The organism is Bacillus cereus group sp. BfR-BA-01381, from assembly GCF_022663555.1.
GTDB classification, from domain to species: Bacteria; Bacillota; Bacilli; order Bacillales; family Bacillaceae_G; genus Bacillus_A; species Bacillus_A pacificus.
The window spans coordinates 1-22,607 of the sequence record NZ_JAKUFR010000028.1 but is presented as its reverse complement, the minus strand read 5'-3'; the positions used below and the strand labels follow the sequence as shown (position 1 = coordinate 22,607).

Sequence of the window (22,607 nt, the reverse complement as noted above, 5' to 3'; positions counted from 1 at the left end):
TCCTTGCTTACAATGTAAGTAAGGAAAAGTATTTGGACATATATAGTATAAGTATAGTGATTGTTTTAATTGCCTTAACGGCATTTTTCGTTGCAGCAGAATTTGCAATTGTTAAAGTGCGAAGTTCACGAATTGACTATTTAATTGCAGAAGGAAATAATCGCGCAACATCTGTCAAAACAGTCATTACAAACTTAGACGAATATTTATCTGCTTGTCAGCTAGGAATAACAGTTACAGCACTGGGAATTGGGTGGTTCGGTAAACCTGCGTTAAAGCAAATGTTTGACACACTTTTTGTGAATTTGAACATTTCTACTCAACTAGCAGATATCTTTGCTGTAATTTTAGTGTTTTTGTTTATTACATTTTTACATGTTGTAATAGGGGAATTGGCTCCAAAAATATTTGCCATTCAAAAGGCTGAACAGGTGAGTTTATTTGTTGCTAAACCGTTAACTTTCTTTTATCGTATGGCGTTTCCATTTATTTGGCTATTAAATGGATCAGCCCGAATAATTACGAAATTGCTAGGGCTGAAACCACCGAAAGGGCACGATGAAGTTCATTCAGAAGAAGAATTACGGTTATTAGTTTCAGAAAGTTACAAAAACGGAGAGATTAATCAGTCTGAATATAAATATGTAAATAAAATCTTTGAATTTGATGATCGTATAGCAAAAGAGATAATGGTACCCCGAACTGAGATGCATATTATAAGTAAAGAAATGCCTGCTGAAGAAGCGTTGCAAAAAATGTCTCGGGAAAAATATACGAGATATCCAGTTGTTGATGGCGACAAAGATCACGTAATAGGCTTTGTGAATTTTAAAGATATTTTCACAGATTTTGTGCAGCATAATGCGGTTAGTAATAAGAAAGTAGAGCAATATATTAGGCCGATTATTTTAGTTATCGACTCCATCCCAATACACGACTTATTTTTAAAAATGCAAAAAGAAAGAACACATATTGCTATATTGATAGATGAATATGGTGGTACGTCTGGACTTGTTACTGTTGAAGACATTTTAGAAGAAATAGTTGGAGATATTCAAGATGAGTTTGATACAGATGAACAGCCAGAAATTCAACAAGTTAGTGAAACGAAAACAATACTAGAGGGAAAAGTACTTGTTAGTGAAGTAAATACGTTATTAGGTTTAACGATTGATGATAATGGTGTTGACACAATAGGTGGATGGATTTTAACGAAGAATATAGAAATTGCTGAAGAGGATTTCATTGAAATCGAAAATTATAAGTTTTGCGTGAAAGAATTAGATGGACACTATATAAAGAGACTAGAAGTTACAAAAACTGTAGAATCAATTGTTATTTTAGAAGATGAACAACAAATTTCATTACAAGAACAAATTAGTTCGTAGACTCTGCTAGATGGCAGAGTTTTTTTGAGCATAATGTTTTTTGCAGAATAAGGGCTATGTTACAATGACATAAGTCATACCTTTCACTAGGTGAAGTATTGTTGTATACATATATTTGAAAGGGGAAGAATTATGAAAAAGCATTTATACATAAATGGAGATTGGAAGTCTGTAAATACGTATAAACCATTATATGCACCATACTCTGAAGAAACATTAGCGGAAATCGCGCAAGGAACGGAAGAAGATGTAAAAGAGGCTGTTATTGCTGCAAAGAATGCAATGAAAGAAATGAATAGATTATCTGCATATGATCGTGCGACTATTTTAGAGAAAGTCGCACAAAAAATGAATGAAAGAAGAGAAGAATTTGCAGAGATTATTGCAAAAGAGGCTGCAAAACCAATACGTGCTGCAAGGGGAGAAGTAGATCGTACCGTTCAGACATACAAATTTGCAGCTGAAGAAGCGAAGCGTATATACGGTGAGACACTGCCACTTGATGCAGCACCTGGTGCAGATGGGCGCATTGCATACACAATACGAAAACCGATTGGGGTTATAGGAGCTATTACACCATTTAATTTTCCATTAAATTTAGTGGCACATAAAGTGGGCCCTGCAATTGCTGCTGGAAATACAGTTGTATTAAAACCAGCTGATCAAACGCCTCTATCATCTTATGCATTAGTTGAACTATTTGAAGAAGCAGGATTGCCAAAAGGGGCTTTAAATATTATTTCTGGTCCTGGTTCAACTGTAGGAGAAGCAATAGTTACAAATGATGATGTTGCTTCCATTACTTTTACGGGAAGTCCGAAAGTTGGACTTGGAATTAAGGCAAAGGCTGGGTTAAAGCGAGTTACGTTAGAACTAGGATCGAATGCTGCTGTTATTATTGATGAAGATGTTGAATTAACAGATGAATTAATTGAACGAGTAAAATGGGGAGCATTTGTTAATAATGGACAAGTTTGTATTTCGGTACAACGTGTTTTTGTACATGAAGAGAGAATGGATGAATTTTTATCTAAGTTACAGAAAGCGATGGAAACAGTTGTTGTTGGTGATCCGTTGCTTGAGGAAACGGATGTATCAGCTTTAATTTCGAAAAAAGATGTCGAGCGTATCGATAACTGGGTGCAAGAAGCAGTTCAAGAAGGAGCGAGCGTTTTGTATGGTGGTAACAAACGTGATGAAAGGATTTTTGAACCAACCGTATTAACGAATGTTCCAGAGCATGTATCTGTACAGTGCCAAGAAGTATTCGGTCCACTTATGACAGTAAATACATTTAAAGAATTTGATGAGGCCATAGAGCAAGTAAATCATTCACGTTATGGTCTACAAGCAGGCGTATTTACAAATAATTTGTTTAAAGCAATGCGTGCAATTGATGAATTAGAAGTTGGTGGTGTCATGATAAATGATATTCCAACGTTCAGAGTAGACCATATGCCTTACGGTGGTGTGAAAGAAAGTGGTACGGGGCGTGAAGGAATTAAATATGCAATCGAAGAAATGACAGAAATGAAATTAGTGTGTATTAAAAAATAAAGTAACTAGAACTTAAACATCGCAAAAAAACGAGCAGGAAATGTTTACGATTCCATACTCGTTTTTTTGTTTATTTGACGTTTCTTAGAATGATTTCATTTAATCAAGTGTACCTTTTACTTCATTTCTTGTTTGAAAATAGCATCTTCTACATAAATTTGTTCTTTGTCGACAGCAGTGCTATGAGATAATACTAAACCGATTGGTGTTTCTATACCTTTATTTTGAACAATTGTAAAAGGAACATTTTTTTCATTCGCTAATTTAATGTATTTTGATAAATGTGGGTAAGCAATGCCACCATTTAGGAATATTTGTAATGATTGAGAAGAGCGCATACTACTAGCTACTTCAGAATATACATTACTTTGCATTACTTGACCGATAGTTAAAGCGATTTCTACACGCTCACGTAATGTAGTTAAATACATATTACGTTCTTCTGGTTTGTTCTGCTTTTGGCCGTAAATGCCTTCTTGGAGATAATCTTCCACATTTTTATTTACCATATTTTTCACACCTTTCCTTTTCTATTGTACGAAAGAATGAAGCAGGATGCAAAAAAAGTCGCATCGAATATAAAAAATTTGAATGAAAGGAAGGAAAATGGAATGTAACAATCTAAACAATTAATAAAGTTATAAAAATTTTATCAACACATATTAACAAAATGTGACAATAATCTATTAACGAATCATGTTTTTTGTGTTAATATTCAAAATATAAAGGGTGTTCGTCGCATGGAAATGGAGGAATGGAGGTTTTTCCAATCGATAAGGATATTAAAGAAGTATTTTGTTCGCACTTGAAAAACAACAGGCACCAATTCGTTGAGAACTGGAAAAACAAAATGATAATTTCCGATAAAGATCCATTTAGACTAGAAGCAGTTCAAAATGGAGAGGATTTATTAGAGTTTATTATTGAACTTACTATGGAAGAAAAAGATATAAATTATCTTCAGCCATTATGCGAGAAAATTGCTATTGAACGTGCAGGAGCAGATGCGAATATAGGTGATTTTGTTTATAATGCAAATGTGGGAAGAAATGAGCTTTTCGAAGCGATGTGTGAATTAGATGTTAGTGCACGTGAATTGAAACCAATTATGGCCCAAATACATACTTGTTTTGACAAATTAATTTATTACACTGTTTTAAAATACTCGGAAATTATATCAAGAAATTTAGAGGAGAAACAGCAATATATTAACGAAACACATAAAGAAAGGCTGACGATTTTAGGGCAAATGTCAGCTAGTTTTGTACATGAATTTCGTAATCCGCTTACTTCCATTATGGGGTTTGTCAAATTATTAAAGGCAGACCATCCTAGTTTATCGTATTTAGATATTATTTCTCATGAATTAGACCAATTAAATTTTCGCATTTCGCAATTTTTACTCGTATCGAAAAAAGAAATGTGGACTGAATCTGAACGGTTTTGGCTAAATGATTTGTTTCAAGACATTATACAGTTCTTATATCCAAGTTTGGTCAATGCAAATGTTTCTATTGAAAAGAATTTGCCATATCCAATTCCGCTTACTGGTTATCGGAGTGAAGTGAGACAAGTATTTTTAAATATATTAATGAACTCAATTGACGCTCTTGAATCAATGAAAGAAGAACGAAAAATTATCATTGATGTATTTGAAGAAGATCAATCGATTCGAATTGTAATAAAAAATAACGGGCCAATGATTCCAGCTGAAAATGTAGAAACGATTTTTGAACCATTTGTAACTACTAAAAAGTTAGGAACTGGTATTGGGTTATTTGTATGTAAACAAATTGTAGAAAAACATAATGGGTCCATCATGTGTCGTTCAGATAATGATTGGACAGAATTTCAAATTGCATTTCAAAAATAAACAGTCTACACCAAATCAATGGTGTAGACTGTTTTAATTCGTAAGTATAACGGCTTCTAATTTAGGATCTTTCGTTGAATAACCTAAAATTGAAATTGTATAAATAATGTTCGGTTCGACTTTGAAATCCGGTATAGTTAGCAAGACACTTTGATTATCTGCGAGTGAAACTTCTATATCCGCTGTACCAGGGCTAACTTCTAAAAAATCTGTTATTTGTTTAAAGAGTACATTTTCAAATAAATGATCGCCACCTTTTAAACTTACATTTACAACAGAGGTATCGGGAGAAAAGTGCGCAAAGCGTATTTTTGCCTGGCCTGCTGGTAAATGAGTATTATCAAGCATAGGTTGTAATTGTAGATGATTATCACTATTTATTGCAGCAAAAGTATAAGTGTGATTTCCCATTATTGGTACTAAAGCTGAAAAGATGGGCGTTTCATTTCCGACAGGAACAATATCTATTCGGTACTTACCTTGTACTAATGTTAAATAGGGACTAAATTGTTTAAATGAAATATTTTTAATTACCTTTTGCCCATTTACTAAAATGTCAACGGCAGGTGTATTTGAAGCTGAATGAAAAAATCTTATGTGCGATGGTAAAGCAGCTTCTTGTGAATCTCTTTTTTCGTATGCCTGTACAAGATTCGTAAGCGCATCATAATATTTCATATATAGTTCTACATATTTTTTTGGATTATGAAATTGATAGTAACGAGCGAGCTGTTCGTAACGTGCAGCTTCTTGTCCATATTTTTCGATTTCAGATTGAGACATGAACATTCCTCCTTTGTCATCATTAAAACTATATGCTTAGCAAGAATGAGGTTATGCGAAAAAATTGTTTTTTAAAGGAGAAAGGTTGAAATTAATAATAAGTATTTTTTAAGGATAAGTTAAGTTTAGGTGAACGAGAGTTATAATTTTCTAGAGGATACAAAGATATATCATCCATATTGGGTGATGAAGTGTATATTTCGAAATGAAAAATTTGAGGGCATAACACGTGACATGTCGAAACCATGTCCTGAAACCCTTAGGAAACTAGGGATTTTTTTAATTATGGGCAAATACACATACAAAGTAATAATTGTCCTACATAAATTATAAAGGAAAGGTAGTTTGAAATTAAGGAAAGGAATGAAACCTTGGGATGGGGATATCCCGCAAGGAATTGTGAATGGAGTTATGGGCGGTTTTGTGCTTTATACTGTAGGATGAATTGTGATTTTGTAATACTATTGTTTCTATTTACGTTAGCAAGTGACGGTATTAACTGATAAAAGAGCGTCGTGCCGAACTGATTAATGTGGTTAATCGGTTCTTTTTTTATCCGACTTTAATGGGCAGTAAGACCCCCATCTCAAGATTCAGCGAAAACAAAGAAGTTAGGTGGGGGGGCAACTGCCCATAAAAGTCCGATTGGTGAGGGCTGATAATCAGTGGGGGATGAAGAAAACCCCCACTGATTAAAGTTTCACTTTATTGTATAAATGGAGGAGAATGCATGTGAAATATTGGGTTCTACAAAAATAATTGCTATGCATTTAGTAGGATTAATTGTCGAGATTTGTTTAAAAATATGCAATATAAAGTAGGAGAACAGGAAGGAGTTTAAAGGGAGTTTCGTCGAAGTTTACACAATGTCGGCATTTGAGAGAAGCTGACATTATGTTGGAAAAATATTTAGTGAAGCGTTAATTTTATATAAGGGAGGGTTATTTGAGCGTATAGATAAGGGTTGGTCTTTAATTTAAGTTCTGAATTTTCTGTTTTTAAATTGATATTTAGCACTCATTTGTATATTTTATAATAGTTTTTTGATAAATTCACTGCTTTCGCAGAGGGTTCTTTTTTATGAAAGAAACGTCAATTTTCTTCATATATATATACAAATTGGAGAAATGGGGGAGCGCTATGCGCGATTACTTAATTAAACCACTTGTTGGTCAGCCGTATCCAATGATTTCACATGGAAAAGGTGTGTATTTGTATGATCAAAACGGAAATAAATATTTTGATGGCTCGTCAGGAGCAATTACGGCAGGTATTGGGCATGGCGTAAAGGAGATTGCGGATGTAATCAAAAAGCAAGCAGAGGAGATTGCTTTCGTTTATAGATCACAGTTTACGAGTGAACCAGCTGAAAAATTAGCTAAGAAATTAAGCGATTTAAGTGTAGGAGATTTGAACTGGAGCTTTTTTGTAAATAGTGGTACGGAAGCAAATGAAACAGCTATGAAAATTGCAATTCAACATTTTCAAGAGCGAGGTATTCAAGGGAAACATAAAATTTTGTCACGATGGATGAGTTATCACGGTATTACGATGGGCGCCTTATCAATGTCTGGGCATCCACTGCGTAGACAACGTTTCGTGTCAATTTTAGAAGATTATCCAACTATTCCAGCTCCATATTGTTTTAGATGTCCAGTGCAAAAGGTATATCCAACTTGTCAGCTTGCTTGTGCGACTGAACTAGAAAGATCAATTGAAAGAATTGGAGCAGAACATATTGCAGCTTTTATTGCTGAACCGATTATTGGAGCAGCTGGAGGTGCAGTCGTTCCGCCGAAAGAATATTATAAAGTTATTAAAGACATTTGTAGTCATTACGATATTTTATTTATTGCTGATGAAGTAATGACTGGGCTTGGTCGTACTGGCGCATGGTTCGCGATGGAGCATTGGGGTGTAGAACCAGATATTATGACCCTTGGTAAAGGTTTAGGAGCTGGATACACACCGATGGCAGCCACGGTTGTAAGTGACCGTGTTATGGAGCCGATTTTACGAGGGTCGCGTTCTGTTATGAGTGGGCATACGTTAAGTGCAAATCCATTATCTGCAGCAACAGCTCTAGCTGTTATTGAATATATGGAGAAACATAATCTACCTGAAAAAACAGCGGAAAAGGGAGAGTATTTAATAAAAGGATTACAGAAAGTTCAGCAACAATCGACAATCATTGCTGATGTGCGCGGAAAAGGGTTGCTGATTGGTGTAGAATTGCAACCGTTTACAAAAGCGTCGGAACTTATTTCGGTTGCAGCTAAAAATGGTCTTCTTTTATACCAAGCTGTTTCAGGGCAAGCAGGAAAAGAAGATAGTGCACTGCTTGTAGCACCGCCAATGACAACTACATATTCCGAGTTAGATGAATTACTTTCAATTTTTGCAAAAAGTGTTGAAGAAATGATGCAAAAAGGAGGGCATAGTATCGCATGACAACTATTACGAATACATTCAGTAAATTAAAAGAGATAGAGGAAGTAATTTCTTTATTCCACGATGATATGACATTAATGTTTGGGGGATTTGGGGGGATTGGATCCCCTCCATCTTTAATACAGGCGATTTTAGAACAAGGAGTTACAAATTTAAATTTAATTGGAAATGATACAGGATTTCCTGATGTAGGAATCGGTCGTCTCGTTACGAATGAAAGAGTAAAATCATTAATTACTTCTCATATTGGATCAAATCCAAATGCAGGAAGACAACTAAACGAAGGAAGGTTACAAATTGAGTTTTCTCCTCAAGGAACATTAGCAGAGCGTATTCGCGCTGGTGGTGTAGGACTTGGTGGCGTATTAGTTGATGTAGGTGTTGATACGGTTGTAGAAGAGGGAAAACGTACTGTTGAAATGAATGGTAAAACATATTTAGTTGAAACAGCATTAACTGCTGAGGTTGCGATTGTATACGCGAAAAAGGCGGATCCGTTCGGTAACCTTGTGTTTGATAAGAGCGCTCGTAACATGAACCCTCACGTAGCTATGGCCGGGGATATAACGATTGTAGAAGCAGAAGAAATTGTTCCACTTGGAAGTTTAGATCCAGAAGAAATTGTTGTCCCAGGAGTATTTGTAAATTATATCGTACCGTCGGAAGGAGTGAATTGGAAATGGGTATGGGCGTAGAAGTGAGAGATAAGATTGCTAGACGTGCAGCGAAAGAAATACAAAATGGTATGATTGTAAATTTGGGAATTGGTATACCATCACTTGTACCGAATCATTTGCCTGACGATATAAACGTTATGTTTCATGCAGAAAATGGAATTGTAGGTATGGGACCTACGCCAAGTAAAGGAAATGAGGACGAAAATTTATGTAACGCAGCAGGTTTGCCAACTTCTCTTATTACAGGAGCAAGTTATTTTGATAGTTGCACAGCGTTTGGGATGATTCGAAAAGGTTTACTAGATATAACGATTCTTGGTTCATTACAAGTAAGTGAGAATGGTGATTTAGCAAACTGGATTGTTCCAGGGAAACGCGTTCCAGGTATTGGAGGAGCAATGGATTTAGCTCAAAAAGCGAAGCGGGTCGTTGTTGTGATGAATCATGTCGATAAATACGGAAATGCAAAAATTGTTTCGGAGTGTACATTACCATTAACTTCAAAAAAATGTGTGGATTTAATTATTACGGATATGGCAGTAATGGAAGTAACGCAGGATGGACTTATTTTACAAGAATTGATGAGCCCATACACAGTGGAAGATATAAAACAACATACAGAAGCGGATTTTAAAATTGGCTCTAACTTACTAGTAATTGAATGAGGGGAGATGTAATATATGGAGCAATTAAAAAAACAAGTTTGTGATTATATTGAGAGTCATGAAGAAGAAAGCGTAAAATTTTTAAAACGATTAATTCAAGAAAAGAGCGTATCTGGTGATGAAAGTGGTGCGCAGGCAATTGTGATTGAAAAATTACGTGAGCTAGGTTTAGATCTTGATATATGGGAGCCATCATTTTCTAAAATGAAAGATCATCCTTATTTTGTATCACCGCGTACAAGTTTTTCAGATAGCCCGAACATTGTGGCAACCCTTAAAGGAAGTGGTGACGGGAAATCTATGATATTAAATGGGCATATTGATGTCGTACCAGAAGGAGATGTGAATCAGTGGGACCATCATCCTTATAGTGGTGAGAAAATAGGAAATCGTATATATGGTCGTGGAACAACAGATATGAAGGGCGGCAATGTCGCATTAATGCTTGCGATGGAAGCAATTATTGAATCTCGTATTGAATTAAAAGGAGATATTTATTTTCAAAGTGTAATAGAAGAAGAAAGCGGCGGAGCAGGAACATTAGCAACTATATTACGAGGATATAAAGCGGATGGTGTCATTATTCCAGAGCCAACAAATATGAAGTTTTTCCCGAAACAACAAGGATCCATGTGGTTTCGTCTACATGTGAAAGGGAAAGCAGCACACGGTGGGACGCGTTATGAAGGAGTAAGTGCAATTGAAAAAAGTATGTTTGTTGTAGAGCATTTGAGAAAGCTGGAAGAGAAGAGAAATGAGCGAATTACAGATCCATTATTTAAAGGAATCCCGATTCCAATTCCAATTAATATTGGGAAAATTGAAGGCGGTAGCTGGCCAAGTTCTGTTCCTGATTCGTTAATTTTAGAAGGAAGATGCGGTATTGCGCCGAATGAGACTATAGAGGCAGCAAAAGAAGAGTTCGAGAATTGGATCGCTGAATTAAATGATGTGGACAATTGGTTTGTTGAAAATCCTGTAGAAGTCGAATGGTTTGGAGCAAGATGGGTTCCTGGTGAACTAGAAGAAAATCATGAGTTAATTACAAAGCTTGAACATAACTTTGTTGAAATTGAAGGGAACAAACCGATTATTGAAGCATCACCGTGGGGGACTGATGGAGGTTTATTTACACAAATCGCAGGTGTACCAACGATAGTATTTGGCCCAGGAGAAACGAAAGTAGCGCATTATCCAAACGAATATATAGAAGTTGATAAAATGATAGCTGCCGCAAAAATTATTGCATGTACATTACTAGATTGGTGTGAGGTGAAAAAATGAAATACTATGAATCTTTTAGAAAACAGACGAATGGCTATACAGTAGAAGGCGTTTTGGACTATTTTAATAAACGTATTCGAGTAGACCACTACACAGGAAATATTGAGAGAATCATCCAAACAATTGACGAATTAGCAGAGAAACATTCTTTCACTAAATGTATTGTTAAAGGAAAGGGAGAGCATGTTTCAACATGGCTCTCTTTCGGTTTTTTATTAGAAGCAACATTACCACATTATTTTCAAGGTCACGATGCATACTTCTTCGTGAAATTTAATAATGATGAAAGACGAAATAGTATTCATTGGGCTGAGGAAGATACCATTTTAAGCGGTGTAAAAGCAAAAGAAGTAAAGGAAAAAATAGTTCCGGAAAAATTTCTATTAAGAAAAGCGACAGAAGAGGACGCCGAAGAATTAGCAGCTGTCTTTGGAAAAGTATTTGAAGTGTATCCGACTCCTTTAAACGAAGCGAGTTATGTAAAACAAACGATGAAAGAAGACGATACAATTTACTATGTGTATGAATTCGAGGGGAAAATAATTAGTACAGCGTCTGCAGAAATGAATATAAAAGAAGGAAATGCAGAATTAACGAATTGTGCGACCTTACCCGAATATCGTAAACATGGGTTTATGAAAAGTTTATTAATTAAGTTAGAAGAAGAACTTCAAGAAAAATCGATTTTCTGTTCTTATACAATTGCTCGATCGCTTTCTTTCGGAATGAATGCAGCCTTTCATCAGTTAGGCTATACGTATACAGGAAGATTGGCGAACAATTGCTACATTTTTGATAAGCTGGAAGATATGAATATATGGGTAAAAGATTTGTCTAAATAGTACGTTATAAAAATAGAACGGAATCGTCATGCTTATAATCGCACATAGGTATGCCGGAAATTCGGCATAGTATTTGCTGGATTTTCGGCAAGAGGGGGGATGACATTGCTAGCAGTTTCGACACAAGAAGTCATTGAAGCGATTTTGGGCAGTATTGATGAGGCTATACACGCAGTAGATGAAAATGGTATTACAATTTTCTATAATACTGTAGCTGCAAAACACGATGGATCAAAAATTGAAAAAGTGTTAGGTAAACATTTGTTAGAAGCGTTCCCTTCTTTATCTAGGGAAACAAGTACGTTGATGAAAGTATTAGATACAAAAAAACCAATCGTTCATCAAGTGCAGCATTATCAAAATTTAAATGGAGAAGACATTTGTACAGTAAATACGACGCTACCTATTTTCATAGATGGAAATATTGCTGGAGCTGTTGAAATTGCAAAGGATTATTCGACAGTACAAAAGCTTACGGATACAATAGTCGATTTGCAGTCGAAAATAAAGCGGTCATCTAGAAAAAAAGCGATTAAAAAGGATGTTGCATTTGAGACGATAGTGACGAATGATGCTCGGTTTAAACAGACGAAAGAATTAGCACAAAAAGTAGCACCAACTGATGCGAATGTTTTAATATATGGGGAAACAGGAACAGGGAAAGAGTTATTTGTACAAGCGATTCATGAAGCTTCTAAGCGGAAGAACAAGCCGTTTATTGCACAAAACTGTGCTGCTTTGCCAGAGTCTCTATTAGAAAGTTTATTGTTTGGAACGACGAAAGGTAGTTATACGGGGGCAACTGAACGAGCAGGATTATTTGAACTTGTAGATGGAGGGACATTGTTTTTAGATGAACTGAATTCAATGCCACTCGATTTACAAGCGAAAATGCTACGTGTATTAGAAGATGGTGTTATTCGTCGTATTGGTGATAATAAGACGAGAAAAGTAGATGTTCGCGTTATTACCGCAATGAATCAGCCACCAGAAATATGTTTAAAAGAGAATAAAATTCGCACTGATTTATACTATCGATTAAATGTCTTTTCATTATATATTCCGCCGCTCCGTGAAAGAACGGAGGATGTATTATTGTTAGCGTCTTATTTTTTGAAAGAATATAATAAAAGTTATAAAAAAGGTGTACTTCAAATGGATAAGGAAGCGAAGGAAAGACTACAAGCTTACCAATGGCCTGGAAATGTTCGGGAGTTAAAACATACGATTGAACATGCTGTCATTATTACAGAAGGGAATACATTAACAGCTAATTGTTTACCGCGTACATTTCGGAAAGAGAGTTTTCCAAAGAAGAAGGGCATATTGCCTCTTAGAGAAGCACTTCATCAAACGGAAAAAGAATTAATAGATCAAGCGTTAATTGAAACGGAAGGGAATATATTACAAGCTGCAAAAATGTTAGGTATCCCTCGTCAGACGCTTCAATATAAACTGAGTAAGTACGACAAAACCGCCGAATAATTGGCGGTTTTTGTGTGTTTGCACCAATAAAAGAGCGTTTACATATATAAAAAGTAATGAATATGATAGTATGTATGAATTTCATACAGTGCTTAAAAATATTTTTTGCGCTTATATAATAGGGTTCTCCGTACATTTACTTATCAATGAAGTAAAGTTGGCATAACTATTGCTTATATAAAGGGTGAGCGTATAAAAAGGGGGAATAGCAATGTTACATGATGTATACAAACCAAATCGTCACTGGAAGGATATCGAATTATGGAAAGATGTTACTGAAGAGCAATGGAATGATTGGGTTTGGCAATTAACGAATACGATCAAAACGTTAGATGACTTAAAGAAAGTGATTAACTTAACACCTGATGAAGAAGAGGGCGTTAAAATTTCAACGAAAACGATCCCGTTAAATATTACACCGTACTATGCTTGGTTAATGAATCCTGATGACCCACGCTGTCCGATTCGGATGCAATCTGTACCGATTTCGGAAGAGTTATATAAAACAAAATATGATTTAGAAGATCCGCTTCATGAAGATGAAGACTCACCAGTTCCAGGGTTAACACATCGTTATCCTGACCGTGTATTATTCTTAGTAACGAATCAATGTTCTATGTATTGTCGTTACTGTACACGTCGTCGTTTTAGTGGACAAATTGGAATGGGTGTGCCGAAGAAACAATTAGATGATGCAATTGCTTACATTCGTGAAACACCACAAGTACGAGATGTATTAATCTCTGGTGGTGATGGTCTTCTTATTAACGATAAAATTTTAGAATATGTATTAAAAAATTTACGAGAGATTCCGCATGTTGAGATTATTCGAATCGGAACGAGAGCACCGGTAGTATTCCCACAACGTATTACAGAAAACTTATGTAACATTATTAAAAAATATCATCCAGTATGGTTAAATACACATTTCAATACATCTATTGAAATTACTGAAGAATCGAAAAAAGCATGTGAAATGTTAGCAAATGCTGGTGTTCCAGTCGGAAACCAAGCAGTAATTTTAGCTGGTATTAACGACAGCGTTCCAATTATGAAAAAACTTATGCATGACTTAGTGAAAATCCGTGTACGTCCATACTACATTTATCAATGTGACTTATCTGAAGGCATTGGTCATTTCCGTGCACCAGTTTCTAAAGGTCTTGAAATTATCGAAGGTTTACGCGGACATACGTCTGGTTATGCAGTACCAACATTCGTTGTTGATGCACCAGGAGGAGGCGGTAAAATTGCGCTTCAGCCAAACTATTTAATCTCGCAAAGTGCAGATAAAGTTGTACTTCGTAACTTTGAAGGTGTTATTACAACGTATCCAGAGCCAGAAAGCTACATTCCAGGAAGAGCAGAAGGATACTTTAAAGAAATCTATCCAAACTACGAAGAAAAACGTTCAGATGTTGGTATCGCGGGTCTTATGAGCGATAAGAAATTTAACCTTGTTCCAGACGATTTACAGCGTATGAACCGTCGTAAAGACTATGAAGATAATGAAACGCATGCATCATTAAAAGATAAACGTGATAAGCGCGACCAATTGAAAGATAAAAAATATCAAGCACAAATGGCTAAATTAGAAGAAAACGACAAAAAAACTGAGGGTGATGCAGTATGAATTGTATGTGGTGTGACAGTACAGAAGCAAAAGAAAGCTTAAATACTGTATTTTGGGAATTACCAGATGGTACGAAAGCCATTGAAATCCAAGAGACACCATGTATTTCTTGTTCCTCATGTGGTATGGACTATCAATCAGATCAAACAGTGAAAGAAATAGAAGATCAATTGTTTTTAATTTATACGAAAGATTTACCAAAACAACTAACATATGAAGAATTAATGGGAAGACCACGCTTATTAAAAAGAAATTATTTCGACTTTTAACCAGCTTTTATGCTGGTTTTTTTCTTTTTTGCCTTGTATAATGTACCCAAGTTAGAAAGGTAGGGAATATTTTTGAAAAAGACATTTTACCACTATATGATGAAGCATCGTGCAGCTTTATTTAGTAATGAAATATCGAATTTAGCAGAGGCAATGTATGATGATTTAAGCTTTCCAAAGCAATCTGAAGATTACGATGAAATTAGTTCATACTTAGAATTAAGTGGAATGCTAGCAAGTATGTCTATATTTGATGAAGCGTGGGATTTATACATACAAGATAGATAAAACTATAAGAACTTTTTTTTGACGAGAAGCTAGTCTATTTGCTAGCTTTTTTTACGTTGTAAATAAATTTTCATATGGTGATATTTTTTATTGAAAAAATTTATGAATATACGCTTCTGTGATAAGCGTTTTGATGTAGGTTGCATATACTGTTATCAAAATCACGACGTCAAAAAAAGGAGAGATATAGATGGCAAGGAAAAAGCAACCTAAATATAACGTAGGGGACATAGTCGTGATTACGCTATATGGAACCGTTGGTAAAATCACAAATATGAAGGTTTTAGATGGAGTTTACGTATACGAAGTCAATAATCACGATGGGTTTTACGTAGAGCAAACATTGCAGCACGTTACAGAGCAAGATATGAAAAAAGGTGAAACTGAGTGGATTGAATTAAACTATAATTTCACATTTGGTGATCTCGTGCAAGTAACAGGATACGATAAAGATGTGTTTCGAATTGTTGGTTTTCGTACAGAAGTATGGAGATATAAAAATGACGCATGGGAAGATACAATATATGAACTATCACGAATTACGGATGGTGAATGGTTAGAAGCGGATGAGTCAGATTTAACGTTACTTGCTAATGCTCAAACGGCAAATGCAATTTTGAAGAAAATGAAACAAGATAAAGCAGGTATGAATAAATTAGATTTAGGAAAATTAAAGTCAATTAACAACTCAAAAAAAGTGAGTGTTAAGACAAATCGTCAAGAAATCATTGATGGATTACTTGATATTTATAACGATTACCAATTGTTATTTGATACATTTAAAGATGAAGAATACAAAATTGTTATGGATGTTGTTCATAATTATTTAGTTAAATTGACAGAGAAAAAATAGTTAACTAGAAAGAGAGAATGAATTGAACAACAACATATGCAGTATAAGGTATGCCTACAACTATTAAAAAAATAAAAAGCCATTTAATAAGAGAGTCTGCCCATTGATCTTCATGCATGAACTCTTCTTTTGTTTGCCCTACTTCTTGCGTTACCTCGTATTGATATTCCATAATTATTTCCCCCTTTTAATAGCTTGTACTACCATCGTATGCACCTCGTCCAAAGGATATGACCTATAAAAAAAGAAAAACTATTTTTCTAATCTCATATACATAATTTTGAGATTTTTTCATAAAACAGAAATAAAGGAGTGATGCTCATGAAGGAAATTGAAGTCGTAATTGATACGGAAGAGATTGCGGAGTTTTTTTATGAGCAACTAATTGAAAGAGGATACGTCCCAAAACGAGAAGAAATTGAAGATCTTGCAGATATTACATTCGAGTACTTATTAGAGAAATGTATGATTGATGAAGTTTTTGATGAAGAGGATGAGTGAAAGTAACGACGGGCCTAACTCGTCGTTTTTTACTCTTTACAAACTTGTCACAAATGTAGCCAGCAATAGTTGGTATAATTAAAAGAAAATTTTACTCAAGAGGTGAAGGGATGTTCAAAAAAATTATTGATTCTTTATTAGGAAAGAAAAAATATCGTTCGTATTCTAGTAGTGATTATCGCCATAGAGGTCGCTCTTATTCAAGTAGCGATTATAAACGACGTTCATCTGGTTATGGGCATCATCATTATAAAAGAAAACGTAAAAGCCGTAGCTTCTTTTCAAGTAGCTAATGAAATGGCGTCGTATACTAGCTTTATTAGATAGACCACTACGAAAAAACACAATTGTCGCAGAACGTTATAAAATTGAATCAGTAATTGGAATGGGAAGTTATGGGGTTACATATGTCGTTAATGATTTACAAATAAATAGATATAAAGTCTTAAAACAATTAAGACAAAGTAAACAAAGATATGAGTCTGGTAGAAAATCATTTGAGCATGAGAAAATGATTTTACAAACATTAAACCATCATGCAATTCCTAGTTTATATGATCATTTCGTATGGGAGAAAAAAAGCTTTTTTGTGATGGAATATATGCCTGGTAAAAATTTCGAGGATTATATTTTCTCGGATGGGCATGTATATACAGAACGTGAAGTTTTTAAAATTTTATATGAAATATTAGAAATTGTATCAGTTTTTCATAGTAAAGGTATTATTCACCGAGATTTACGCATTCCAAACATATTAATGAAAGAAAACGAAATTAGTATTATTGATTTTGGATTGGCGAAATTGAAAGGTGAGGGGGATGAACGAGCTACAACTTATGAGGGTGAACAAGCTTTGATGCGAGAAGTTCACTTTCGTAGCGATTTTTATGCGCTTGGTCATTTCTCATTATTTTTATTATATGCAGGCTATGAATCTAATGAAAAACATGAAAAGCCATGGTATGACGAATTAACATTGGAAAATTACAACCGTGAAATGTTGATGCGTATGTTACAAATAAAAACGCCGTACTATGAGAATGTACAAGATTTAAAAAAAGATGTAGCTTTTGCTTTAGAAAGGATGGAGGATCCATGTTTCAAAAGTTTTTAGCAAGCGTTGGTATCGGTAATGCAAAAGTAGATACAGTTCTTGAAAAAGATGAGTATATTGTTGGTGAAGAGATATACGGAAAGGTTCATATAACTGGAGGTTCCGTTAGCCAACAAATTGAAAGCATTTACTTAACGCTATCAACATCGTATGTACGAGAAGTAGATGATAAAAAAGTAACAACAACATATGATTTAGAGCGAGTTCGTTTAACAGAACCTTTTTCTGTTGAGCCGAATGAAAAAAGAGAAATTCCATTTTCATTTAAAATGCCGCTTGAAACACCGCTTACTCTTGGAATGAAAACAGTGTGGGTTCACACAGGCCTTGATATTAAACGTAGTATAGATCCAAGTGATCGTGATTACATTCAAGTGTTGCCAAATGCGCTATTAAATAGTCTGTTAGAGAGTGTGAATCAATTAGGTTTTAAAGCGCGTCATATAGAATGTGAAGAATTACCGTATCGATTACGTAAGCAAGTTCCATTTGCACAAGAATTTGAGTTTGTTCCTGTTTCCGGAGAGTATTATGGGAAATTAGATGAACTAGAATTATTAATTTTACCAAGTGCTTACGATCGCCTAGAGATTATTATGGAAGTAGACAGAAAATCTCGCGGATTAGCAGGTTTATTTGCAGAAGCACTTGATCTTGATGAGAAAGTGATTCGCTTTACAGTAACGAATGAAGACATTCCAACGATGAAAGAAATAATTAACAATTATATTTTTTAATAAACTATGCATAAAAAAGAAATGGAGAGGAAAACTAAAACAACCGCTCCATTTTTTTGCATAGTGAGGTTATGTATGTGAAACGATATCGACATTTATACTTGTTAAGTTTTACGCTACTCATTTGTTTTGTCGTATTATCACTTTCGTATCATACCGCTTGTATTGAGAAATTTGACAATATAGTCGCACATTTTATTCAAAGTTTTCGAAACGATTATTTGACAGCCTACTTTACTTGGGTGTCGTTTATCGGTTCCAAAAGAATATATTTTCCGTTACTCATTATTCTTGTAATGTATTTTCTCGTTAGAAAAAAGTTGCTTAGTGCATTACTTCTAACAATTAATTATTATGGATCTCGTTATTTAAACAGTATGCTTAAACTATGGTACGAGCGAGCAAGACCTGATGTAACACAGCTTGTTACTGCAACTGGATATAGTTTTCCGAGCGGTCATACGATGAATGCTACTGCTTTTTTAGGATTTATTGCATACGTCACGATTACAGAAGAACGTATTACGTTGCATAAAAAATTGTTGATTATTTTTATAGCGAGCTTTGTTGTATTATCTATTTCAGTTAGCCGAATATATCTTGGCGTTCACTATCCATCTGACATATTAGCAGGATGGGCAGCTGGCGGTAGCTGGCTCGTTTTATGTGTTATATTTCATAAAACGTTCATTAAAAAAGAACCTATGTCATAATAGGTTCTTTTTCCATTGGTTCAACATGAATGTGCGCATGATAAATGCCAAATTTTTTCCGAAGCATTGCCTCGATGTTGTCAGTAATACAGTGACTTTCTCCAACATCCATACGAGCATCTACCTCGATTGTAATATCAACGTACGTTTGATTCCCGTACATACGAGCGCGAATATCTACGATGTTTTCTACGCCACCAATATGTTCAATCGCATCAGCGTATTCTTCCATCTTATCTGGATCGATTCCATCCGTTAACATATGAGAAGCTTCTACGAAAATCTCCCATGCAGTTTTACAAATAATAAGACCGACAATTAAAGCAGCAATAGGATCTAAAATAGGCATTTGGAACTGCGAACCGACAATACCTACTACTGTACCAATACTTACGAGGGCATCTGATAAATTATCCTTTGCAGCTGCTTCTAATGATTTACTTCTTGTTCGTGCTGCAATCTTTTTCGTATATAAATACACACAGTACATAACGACAGCAGAAAATAAAGCTACCCATGCAGCAAGTACATTAGGTGCAGCTTGTTTCGGATTTAAAAAAGATTGAATGGCACTAATAACAACTTCTAATCCGACCGTTGCCATAATAAAAGAAGCAACAAGTGATGCAATTTGTTCTGCACGCGAATGCCCATAAGGATGATCTGGATCACGAGGTTTCCGAGAGATTTTTAGACCAATTAATATAGCTAAAGAAGCACCGATATCCGTTAAGTTATTTAAACCGTCAGCACGTAATGCGCTAGAGAGGGTAATATAACTGATGATGATTTTCATAGAGGATAAAAATATGTAGGCCATAATGCTGACAATTGCACCTTTATCAGCTTCTTTATGAGAAAGAGTATCCATTTTAATCACTCACCTTTCTACAAGGAATTTCTTTCTATAATTAGAGTATCAAATGAAAGTCGTGTGGGTCTATACAAACATTGTTGACTTTTTTTAGCTTTTTAAGAAGGGGATAACAAAGTTTCGTGAAGGAAAAATATGTTGTAAAGTGCAAAGTTAGGATATGAACGCGATTTTTTAAGGGAGGAGAAGGGAGTTCAAATATGTTCAATTCTGACAGCTGATTTTTAAAAAATAAAAACCCTCTAGAAAATATTTTTCAGAGGGTTTTCATCTTAGTATGCTTCTAAAAACTCAGTAACTTGCTCTTCAGTTTTTGCATTAGCACTATGTAAGTGGCCTAGCTTCTCGCCATTTTGATATACAAGTAAACTTGGAATACCCATTACTTGATACTCTTCAGCGATACTTGGGAACTCATCTTTATTAATAGAATACCATTCAAACTTATTGAACTCTTCCATCACATCTCCAATAAAGTTGTCCATACGTACACAATCTGGACACCATGTAGTAAAGAACTTAACAACTACTGGCTCCTCGCTTGCGATGATGTCTTTGAATTCCTGTTCTGATTTGATTTCTTTCATGTTTTTGACTCCTCTCAATGTCAATCGGATATGCTAGTATTTTTATGCAATATCTTCGACTGCTTCTATGTCCTGATCATTCATTTGTGATTTTGGATGTACACCTTAAATCCTAGTAACGAATATTAGGAACCTCACTTTTCTTTATAAGCTTTTTCATGAGCTATGTCAAACTTCTGAAATTACATGGGTTACCGTTATATGGCGGACAAACCAAACCGTAGTTGTTATAGCCTTCAACCATATCGCTCTTTTTCCTCAGAAATTTTTTGCAGATGGTCATTTAATGCCATTAAAGTAATGTCAGGCAAACCCAGCAATCTATTTCCTATAGATGTTTTAGGTTTATGAAGTTTTTTTGTGATATGAGAGAGGGAACGATTAATAGATAAAGTTCTTCCTTCAAAATCAATATCCTCCTATTACTATCAAATCATTGATTAGCGGTATCGTCATGATTTGCCGATTTTATACAGCTCAAATGAAGATGATGAGTGTTCACTTGAAACGTATATTGATGGGGAAGATCACGATGAAATTGACAAGTCAATAAAATACTAACTCATCGATTACGCACTAGACACAAGAAATGAAAAACTGTTCCGTAATTTGATTGCTCATTAAGGGGGAGGTGAAAGGCTAGTGGTCCTTTATAAATTCAAACTCACTACCATTTTCGAACAATGGCCGAATGAAGAATATGTGGTAGCGGAAAATGAAGGAAAGGCAAGATTCCTGTATTGGCAAAAATTCAGAACAAAGTTTCTAATAATGCCGATGGCTGAATTCATGAAGTTTGTAACGTGCGAGAACGAAGGATTTTTGATAGCAAGCGAATGTATAGCGCAGAACAAGCGTTTAAGAAAATGCAGAATTATCGCAACCTACATTTTGCATACATGGGTATGCGAGTGAACGTAGCTGGCATGTGGGGTACGATCGTTGGAAACTGGAAAACTAATCTATTCGTTTTATTCGATGGGGAAATTGAGAAGCATAATTGCCATCCTTATTGGGAAATTGCTTACTACAATGATGAGGGGAACGTGGTTCGAAGCTACCAGAAGGGAGAGTATGCGATATAAGAAAAAGAGGACTAGCAGTCGTACCTGCCGTCCTTTAGTAGGAGAAAAGTATTCTTGGTTAAAACTACGAATAAACAGAAAATCTGCTTGTAATTAGTTTTACCCTAAATGTACGTGTCTATACAAAAAAGGGATAAGTAAAAATACTTATCCCCAGGAAGGGAAATCCCAAGCACCAAAATGGCTCGTATTGGTCTACAGGTTCAAAAGTAGTATATGTAAAACGAAAAAATCTCATACAAAAAGCAGACAACGATTTTGGTTGTCTGCCAGTGAGTCGAATGAGTTAGCTAATTGTGATAAATTGCATTCCCATTGCGAGAAGAGTGAAGCTGCTAGTTCAAACAGCTTGTTGGTATTATTTTCGATATTTAAAAAAATATACACAGAAAGCAGATAAGTGAAGAACCTATCTACTTCTGCTGTAACAAAAGAAAGAAGTATTAGCCGTGGATACGGCGGCTTGAAAATAGTATGTATTTTTATTTAAAAATTATTCAAGGGGTGAAGACATATGGAATATTTGATAAACGGTGTATATGAAATTACTCAGTTAATCAATAAAGAAAAAGAATAAATATAACAACCATTGATTTAGTTTCATTTAGGAGATAGGAATGATGATAATGATTAAAACAATATCAATTATCGTAGGCGTTGCTTGTGATCTGGTGGGCGTCTTGTTTGTTGTTAAGGAAAGATAAGGAGGTAGACTAGCAATTTGAAGAATAAATAGGAATATTATTAGTTTAAAACACAAAACATAGGCTAGTAAACAAGCTATTTCCCCTTTTATTCATAGAATATAATGAATTCTATTTATAGAGGAGGTAATCATATTTATGGGATGGAATAATAATTTTCGAGATTGTGATAGATTTTGGGATGATTTAATGTTCGGCAGATGCAGACACAGAGATTGTGATGACAGTCGTTGTAGACGTGATC

24 protein-coding genes and 2 pseudogenes are annotated in these 22,607 nt (G+C 35.0%); 20 read left to right on the top strand and 6 right to left on the bottom strand.

Going from position 1 to position 22,607, the window contains the following annotated elements; genetic code table 11:
- The first annotated feature begins 32 nt into the window (after nucleotides 1-32).
- Nucleotides 33-1,388, top strand: coding sequence for a hemolysin family protein (locus MR079_RS12125; RefSeq protein WP_242294019.1), 1,356 nt, complete (start codon nucleotides 33-35; stop codon nucleotides 1,386-1,388).
- Nucleotides 1,389-1,520: 132 nt separating this feature from the next.
- Nucleotides 1,521-2,945, top strand: coding sequence for an aldehyde dehydrogenase family protein (locus tag MR079_RS12120; protein ID WP_242294018.1), 1,425 nt, complete (start codon nucleotides 1,521-1,523; stop codon nucleotides 2,943-2,945).
- 116 nt (nucleotides 2,946-3,061) lie between these two features.
- Here the strand turns inward: MR079_RS12120 and MR079_RS12115 are convergent, their stop codons facing one another.
- A complete protein-coding gene (locus MR079_RS12115) occupies nucleotides 3,062-3,454 on the bottom strand; it encodes a YueI family protein (protein WP_000247570.1) in 393 nt (130 codons plus the stop codon).
- A gap of 245 nt (nucleotides 3,455-3,699) precedes the next feature.
- On the opposite strand from MR079_RS12115, the gene MR079_RS12110 reads away from it, so the two are divergent.
- Nucleotides 3,700-4,818, top strand: a complete 1,119-nt coding sequence (locus tag MR079_RS12110; protein ID WP_000451748.1) for a BA2291 family sporulation histidine kinase — start codon at nucleotides 3,700-3,702, stop codon at nucleotides 4,816-4,818.
- A gap of 33 nt (nucleotides 4,819-4,851) precedes the next feature.
- Here the strand turns inward: MR079_RS12110 and MR079_RS12105 are convergent, their stop codons facing one another.
- Complete coding sequence (locus MR079_RS12105) at nucleotides 4,852-5,601, bottom strand: DUF4397 domain-containing protein (protein WP_139867287.1); 750 nt, start codon at nucleotides 5,599-5,601, stop codon at nucleotides 4,852-4,854.
- Between the two features lie 1,140 nt (nucleotides 5,602-6,741).
- Here MR079_RS12105 and MR079_RS12100 point away from each other — a divergent pair.
- The 10 genes from MR079_RS12100 to MR079_RS12055 all read left to right on the top strand — a co-directional run bounded on the left by MR079_RS12100 (nucleotide 6,742) and on the right by MR079_RS12055 (nucleotide 16,048).
- Nucleotides 6,742-8,052 carry an aspartate aminotransferase family protein gene (locus MR079_RS12100; protein ID WP_001205894.1) on the top strand — a complete coding sequence of 437 codons (1,311 nt, stop codon included), beginning with the start codon at nucleotides 6,742-6,744 and terminating at the stop codon, nucleotides 8,050-8,052.
- Nucleotides 8,049-8,747, top strand: a complete 699-nt coding sequence (atoD, locus tag MR079_RS12095; protein WP_139867285.1) for an acetate CoA-transferase subunit alpha — start codon at nucleotides 8,049-8,051, stop codon at nucleotides 8,745-8,747. The genes MR079_RS12100 and atoD overlap by 4 nt, the downstream gene beginning before the upstream one ends.
- Complete coding sequence (locus tag MR079_RS12090; RefSeq protein WP_000525280.1) at nucleotides 8,732-9,394, top strand: CoA transferase subunit B; 663 nt, start codon at nucleotides 8,732-8,734, stop codon at nucleotides 9,392-9,394. The genes atoD and MR079_RS12090 overlap by 16 nt, the downstream gene beginning before the upstream one ends.
- Before the next feature lie 15 nt (nucleotides 9,395-9,409).
- Nucleotides 9,410-10,678: a peptidase gene (locus tag MR079_RS12085; protein WP_139867283.1), complete on the top strand. Its 1,269-nt coding sequence runs from the start codon at nucleotides 9,410-9,412 to the stop codon at nucleotides 10,676-10,678.
- Nucleotides 10,675-11,520, top strand: a complete 846-nt coding sequence (gene ablB / locus MR079_RS12080; protein ID WP_139867281.1) for a putative beta-lysine N-acetyltransferase — start codon at nucleotides 10,675-10,677, stop codon at nucleotides 11,518-11,520. The genes MR079_RS12085 and ablB overlap by 4 nt, the downstream gene beginning before the upstream one ends.
- 99 nt (nucleotides 11,521-11,619) lie before the next feature.
- Nucleotides 11,620-13,005 (top strand): arginine utilization transcriptional regulator RocR, encoded by a 1,386-nt coding sequence (gene rocR, locus MR079_RS12075; RefSeq protein WP_139867279.1) that lies wholly within the window; start codon nucleotides 11,620-11,622, stop codon nucleotides 13,003-13,005.
- 211 nt (nucleotides 13,006-13,216) lie between these two features.
- A complete protein-coding gene (kamA, locus tag MR079_RS12070) occupies nucleotides 13,217-14,638 on the top strand; it encodes a lysine 2,3-aminomutase (RefSeq protein ID WP_001972296.1) in 1,422 nt (473 codons plus the stop codon).
- Nucleotides 14,635-14,907, top strand: coding sequence for a YokU family protein (locus tag MR079_RS12065; protein ID WP_001972298.1), 273 nt, complete (start codon nucleotides 14,635-14,637; stop codon nucleotides 14,905-14,907). The genes kamA and MR079_RS12065 overlap by 4 nt, the downstream gene beginning before the upstream one ends.
- A gap of 72 nt (nucleotides 14,908-14,979) precedes the next feature.
- A complete protein-coding gene (locus MR079_RS12060; protein ID WP_001972299.1) occupies nucleotides 14,980-15,195 on the top strand; it encodes a YozE family protein in 216 nt (71 codons plus the stop codon).
- A gap of 190 nt (nucleotides 15,196-15,385) precedes the next feature.
- On the top strand, nucleotides 15,386-16,048 hold the full coding sequence (locus tag MR079_RS12055; protein WP_000101501.1) for a hypothetical protein: 663 nt from the start codon (nucleotides 15,386-15,388) through the stop codon (nucleotides 16,046-16,048).
- A gap of 4 nt (nucleotides 16,049-16,052) precedes the next feature.
- On the opposite strand, the gene MR079_RS12050 is transcribed toward MR079_RS12055, so the two are convergent.
- Nucleotides 16,053-16,220: a DUF3930 family protein gene (locus tag MR079_RS12050; RefSeq protein WP_011040294.1), complete on the bottom strand. Its 168-nt coding sequence runs from the start codon at nucleotides 16,218-16,220 to the stop codon at nucleotides 16,053-16,055.
- A gap of 149 nt (nucleotides 16,221-16,369) precedes the next feature.
- Between MR079_RS12050 and MR079_RS12045 the strand changes: the two genes are divergently transcribed.
- The 5 genes from MR079_RS12045 to MR079_RS12025 all read left to right on the top strand — a co-directional run bounded on the left by MR079_RS12045 (nucleotide 16,370) and on the right by MR079_RS12025 (nucleotide 19,113).
- Nucleotides 16,370-16,549 (top strand): YozD family protein, encoded by a 180-nt coding sequence (locus tag MR079_RS12045; RefSeq protein ID WP_000658451.1) that lies wholly within the window; start codon nucleotides 16,370-16,372, stop codon nucleotides 16,547-16,549.
- A 110-nt stretch (nucleotides 16,550-16,659) separates the two neighbouring features.
- The gene (locus MR079_RS12040) at nucleotides 16,660-16,842 is read left to right on the top strand and encodes a hypothetical protein (RefSeq protein WP_000473370.1); all 183 of its coding nucleotides are present in this window, start codon (nucleotides 16,660-16,662) and stop codon (nucleotides 16,840-16,842) included.
- Entirely contained in the window at nucleotides 16,842-17,663 is an 822-nt protein-coding gene (locus tag MR079_RS12035) for a serine/threonine protein kinase (RefSeq protein WP_000872048.1), read from the top strand. The genes MR079_RS12040 and MR079_RS12035 overlap by 1 nt, the downstream gene beginning before the upstream one ends.
- Entirely contained in the window at nucleotides 17,645-18,400 is a 756-nt protein-coding gene (locus MR079_RS12030; protein ID WP_139867277.1) for a sporulation protein, read from the top strand. Before MR079_RS12035 ends, MR079_RS12030 begins: the two co-directional genes overlap by 19 nt.
- A gap of 77 nt (nucleotides 18,401-18,477) precedes the next feature.
- Nucleotides 18,478-19,113 carry a phosphatase PAP2 family protein gene (locus tag MR079_RS12025; protein ID WP_000833365.1) on the top strand — a complete coding sequence of 212 codons (636 nt, stop codon included), beginning with the start codon at nucleotides 18,478-18,480 and terminating at the stop codon, nucleotides 19,111-19,113.
- On the opposite strand, the gene MR079_RS12020 is transcribed toward MR079_RS12025, so the two are convergent.
- From MR079_RS12020 to MR079_RS29450, 3 genes and pseudogenes are all read right to left on the bottom strand, one after another.
- On the bottom strand, nucleotides 19,103-19,984 hold the full coding sequence (locus MR079_RS12020; RefSeq protein ID WP_000380386.1) for a cation diffusion facilitator family transporter: 882 nt from the start codon (nucleotides 19,982-19,984) through the stop codon (nucleotides 19,103-19,105). The two genes, MR079_RS12025 and MR079_RS12020, sit on opposite strands and share 11 nt — an antisense overlap.
- Nucleotides 19,985-20,259: 275 nt before the next feature.
- Nucleotides 20,260-20,574: a thioredoxin family protein gene (locus MR079_RS12015; protein ID WP_000658777.1), complete on the bottom strand. Its 315-nt coding sequence runs from the start codon at nucleotides 20,572-20,574 to the stop codon at nucleotides 20,260-20,262.
- Between the two features lie 166 nt (nucleotides 20,575-20,740).
- Nucleotides 20,741-20,939, bottom strand: a pseudogene (locus MR079_RS29450) (site-specific integrase); the annotation flags it as partial.
- Nucleotides 20,940-20,994: 55 nt separating this feature from the next.
- Between MR079_RS29450 and MR079_RS29225 the strand changes: the two are divergent.
- A pseudogene (locus tag MR079_RS29225) lies at nucleotides 20,995-21,198 on the top strand (YpiB family protein); the annotation flags it as partial.
- A gap of 179 nt (nucleotides 21,199-21,377) precedes the next feature.
- On the top strand, nucleotides 21,378-21,659 hold the full coding sequence (locus MR079_RS12010; protein ID WP_240795799.1) for a hypothetical protein: 282 nt from the start codon (nucleotides 21,378-21,380) through the stop codon (nucleotides 21,657-21,659).
- Nucleotides 21,660-22,607: the final 948 nt, after the last annotated feature.

Bases quoted from the DNA above. Each gene is read 5' to 3' on its own strand.
- MR079_RS12120 (WP_242294018.1), top strand. From the start codon at position 1,521: ATGAAAAAGCATTTATACATAAATGGAGATTGGAAGTCTGTAAATACG.
- MR079_RS12115 (WP_000247570.1), bottom strand. From the start codon at position 3,454: ATGGTAAATAAAAATGTGGAAGATTATCTCCAAGAAGGCATTTACGGC.
- MR079_RS12110 (WP_000451748.1), top strand. From the start codon at position 3,700: ATGGAGGTTTTTCCAATCGATAAGGATATTAAAGAAGTATTTTGTTCG.
- MR079_RS12105 (WP_139867287.1), bottom strand. From the start codon at position 5,601: ATGTCTCAATCTGAAATCGAAAAATATGGACAAGAAGCTGCACGTTAC.
- MR079_RS12100 (WP_001205894.1), top strand. From the start codon at position 6,742: ATGCGCGATTACTTAATTAAACCACTTGTTGGTCAGCCGTATCCAATG.
- atoD (WP_139867285.1), top strand. From the start codon at position 8,049: ATGACAACTATTACGAATACATTCAGTAAATTAAAAGAGATAGAGGAA.
- MR079_RS12090 (WP_000525280.1), top strand. From the start codon at position 8,732: ATGGGTATGGGCGTAGAAGTGAGAGATAAGATTGCTAGACGTGCAGCG.
- MR079_RS12085 (WP_139867283.1), top strand. From the start codon at position 9,410: ATGGAGCAATTAAAAAAACAAGTTTGTGATTATATTGAGAGTCATGAA.
- ablB (WP_139867281.1), top strand. From the start codon at position 10,675: ATGAAATACTATGAATCTTTTAGAAAACAGACGAATGGCTATACAGTA.
- rocR (WP_139867279.1), top strand. From the start codon at position 11,620: ATGACATTGCTAGCAGTTTCGACACAAGAAGTCATTGAAGCGATTTTG.
- kamA (WP_001972296.1), top strand. From the start codon at position 13,217: ATGTTACATGATGTATACAAACCAAATCGTCACTGGAAGGATATCGAA.
- MR079_RS12065 (WP_001972298.1), top strand. From the start codon at position 14,635: ATGAATTGTATGTGGTGTGACAGTACAGAAGCAAAAGAAAGCTTAAAT.
- MR079_RS12055 (WP_000101501.1), top strand. From the start codon at position 15,386: ATGGCAAGGAAAAAGCAACCTAAATATAACGTAGGGGACATAGTCGTG.
- MR079_RS12050 (WP_011040294.1), bottom strand. From the start codon at position 16,220: ATGGAATATCAATACGAGGTAACGCAAGAAGTAGGGCAAACAAAAGAA.
- MR079_RS12045 (WP_000658451.1), top strand. From the start codon at position 16,370: ATGAAGGAAATTGAAGTCGTAATTGATACGGAAGAGATTGCGGAGTTT.
- MR079_RS12040 (WP_000473370.1), top strand. From the start codon at position 16,660: ATGTTCAAAAAAATTATTGATTCTTTATTAGGAAAGAAAAAATATCGT.
- MR079_RS12035 (WP_000872048.1), top strand. From the start codon at position 16,842: ATGAAATGGCGTCGTATACTAGCTTTATTAGATAGACCACTACGAAAA.
- MR079_RS12030 (WP_139867277.1), top strand. From the start codon at position 17,645: ATGTTTCAAAAGTTTTTAGCAAGCGTTGGTATCGGTAATGCAAAAGTA.
- MR079_RS12020 (WP_000380386.1), bottom strand. From the start codon at position 19,984: ATGGATACTCTTTCTCATAAAGAAGCTGATAAAGGTGCAATTGTCAGC.
- MR079_RS12015 (WP_000658777.1), bottom strand. From the start codon at position 20,574: ATGAAAGAAATCAAATCAGAACAGGAATTCAAAGACATCATCGCAAGC.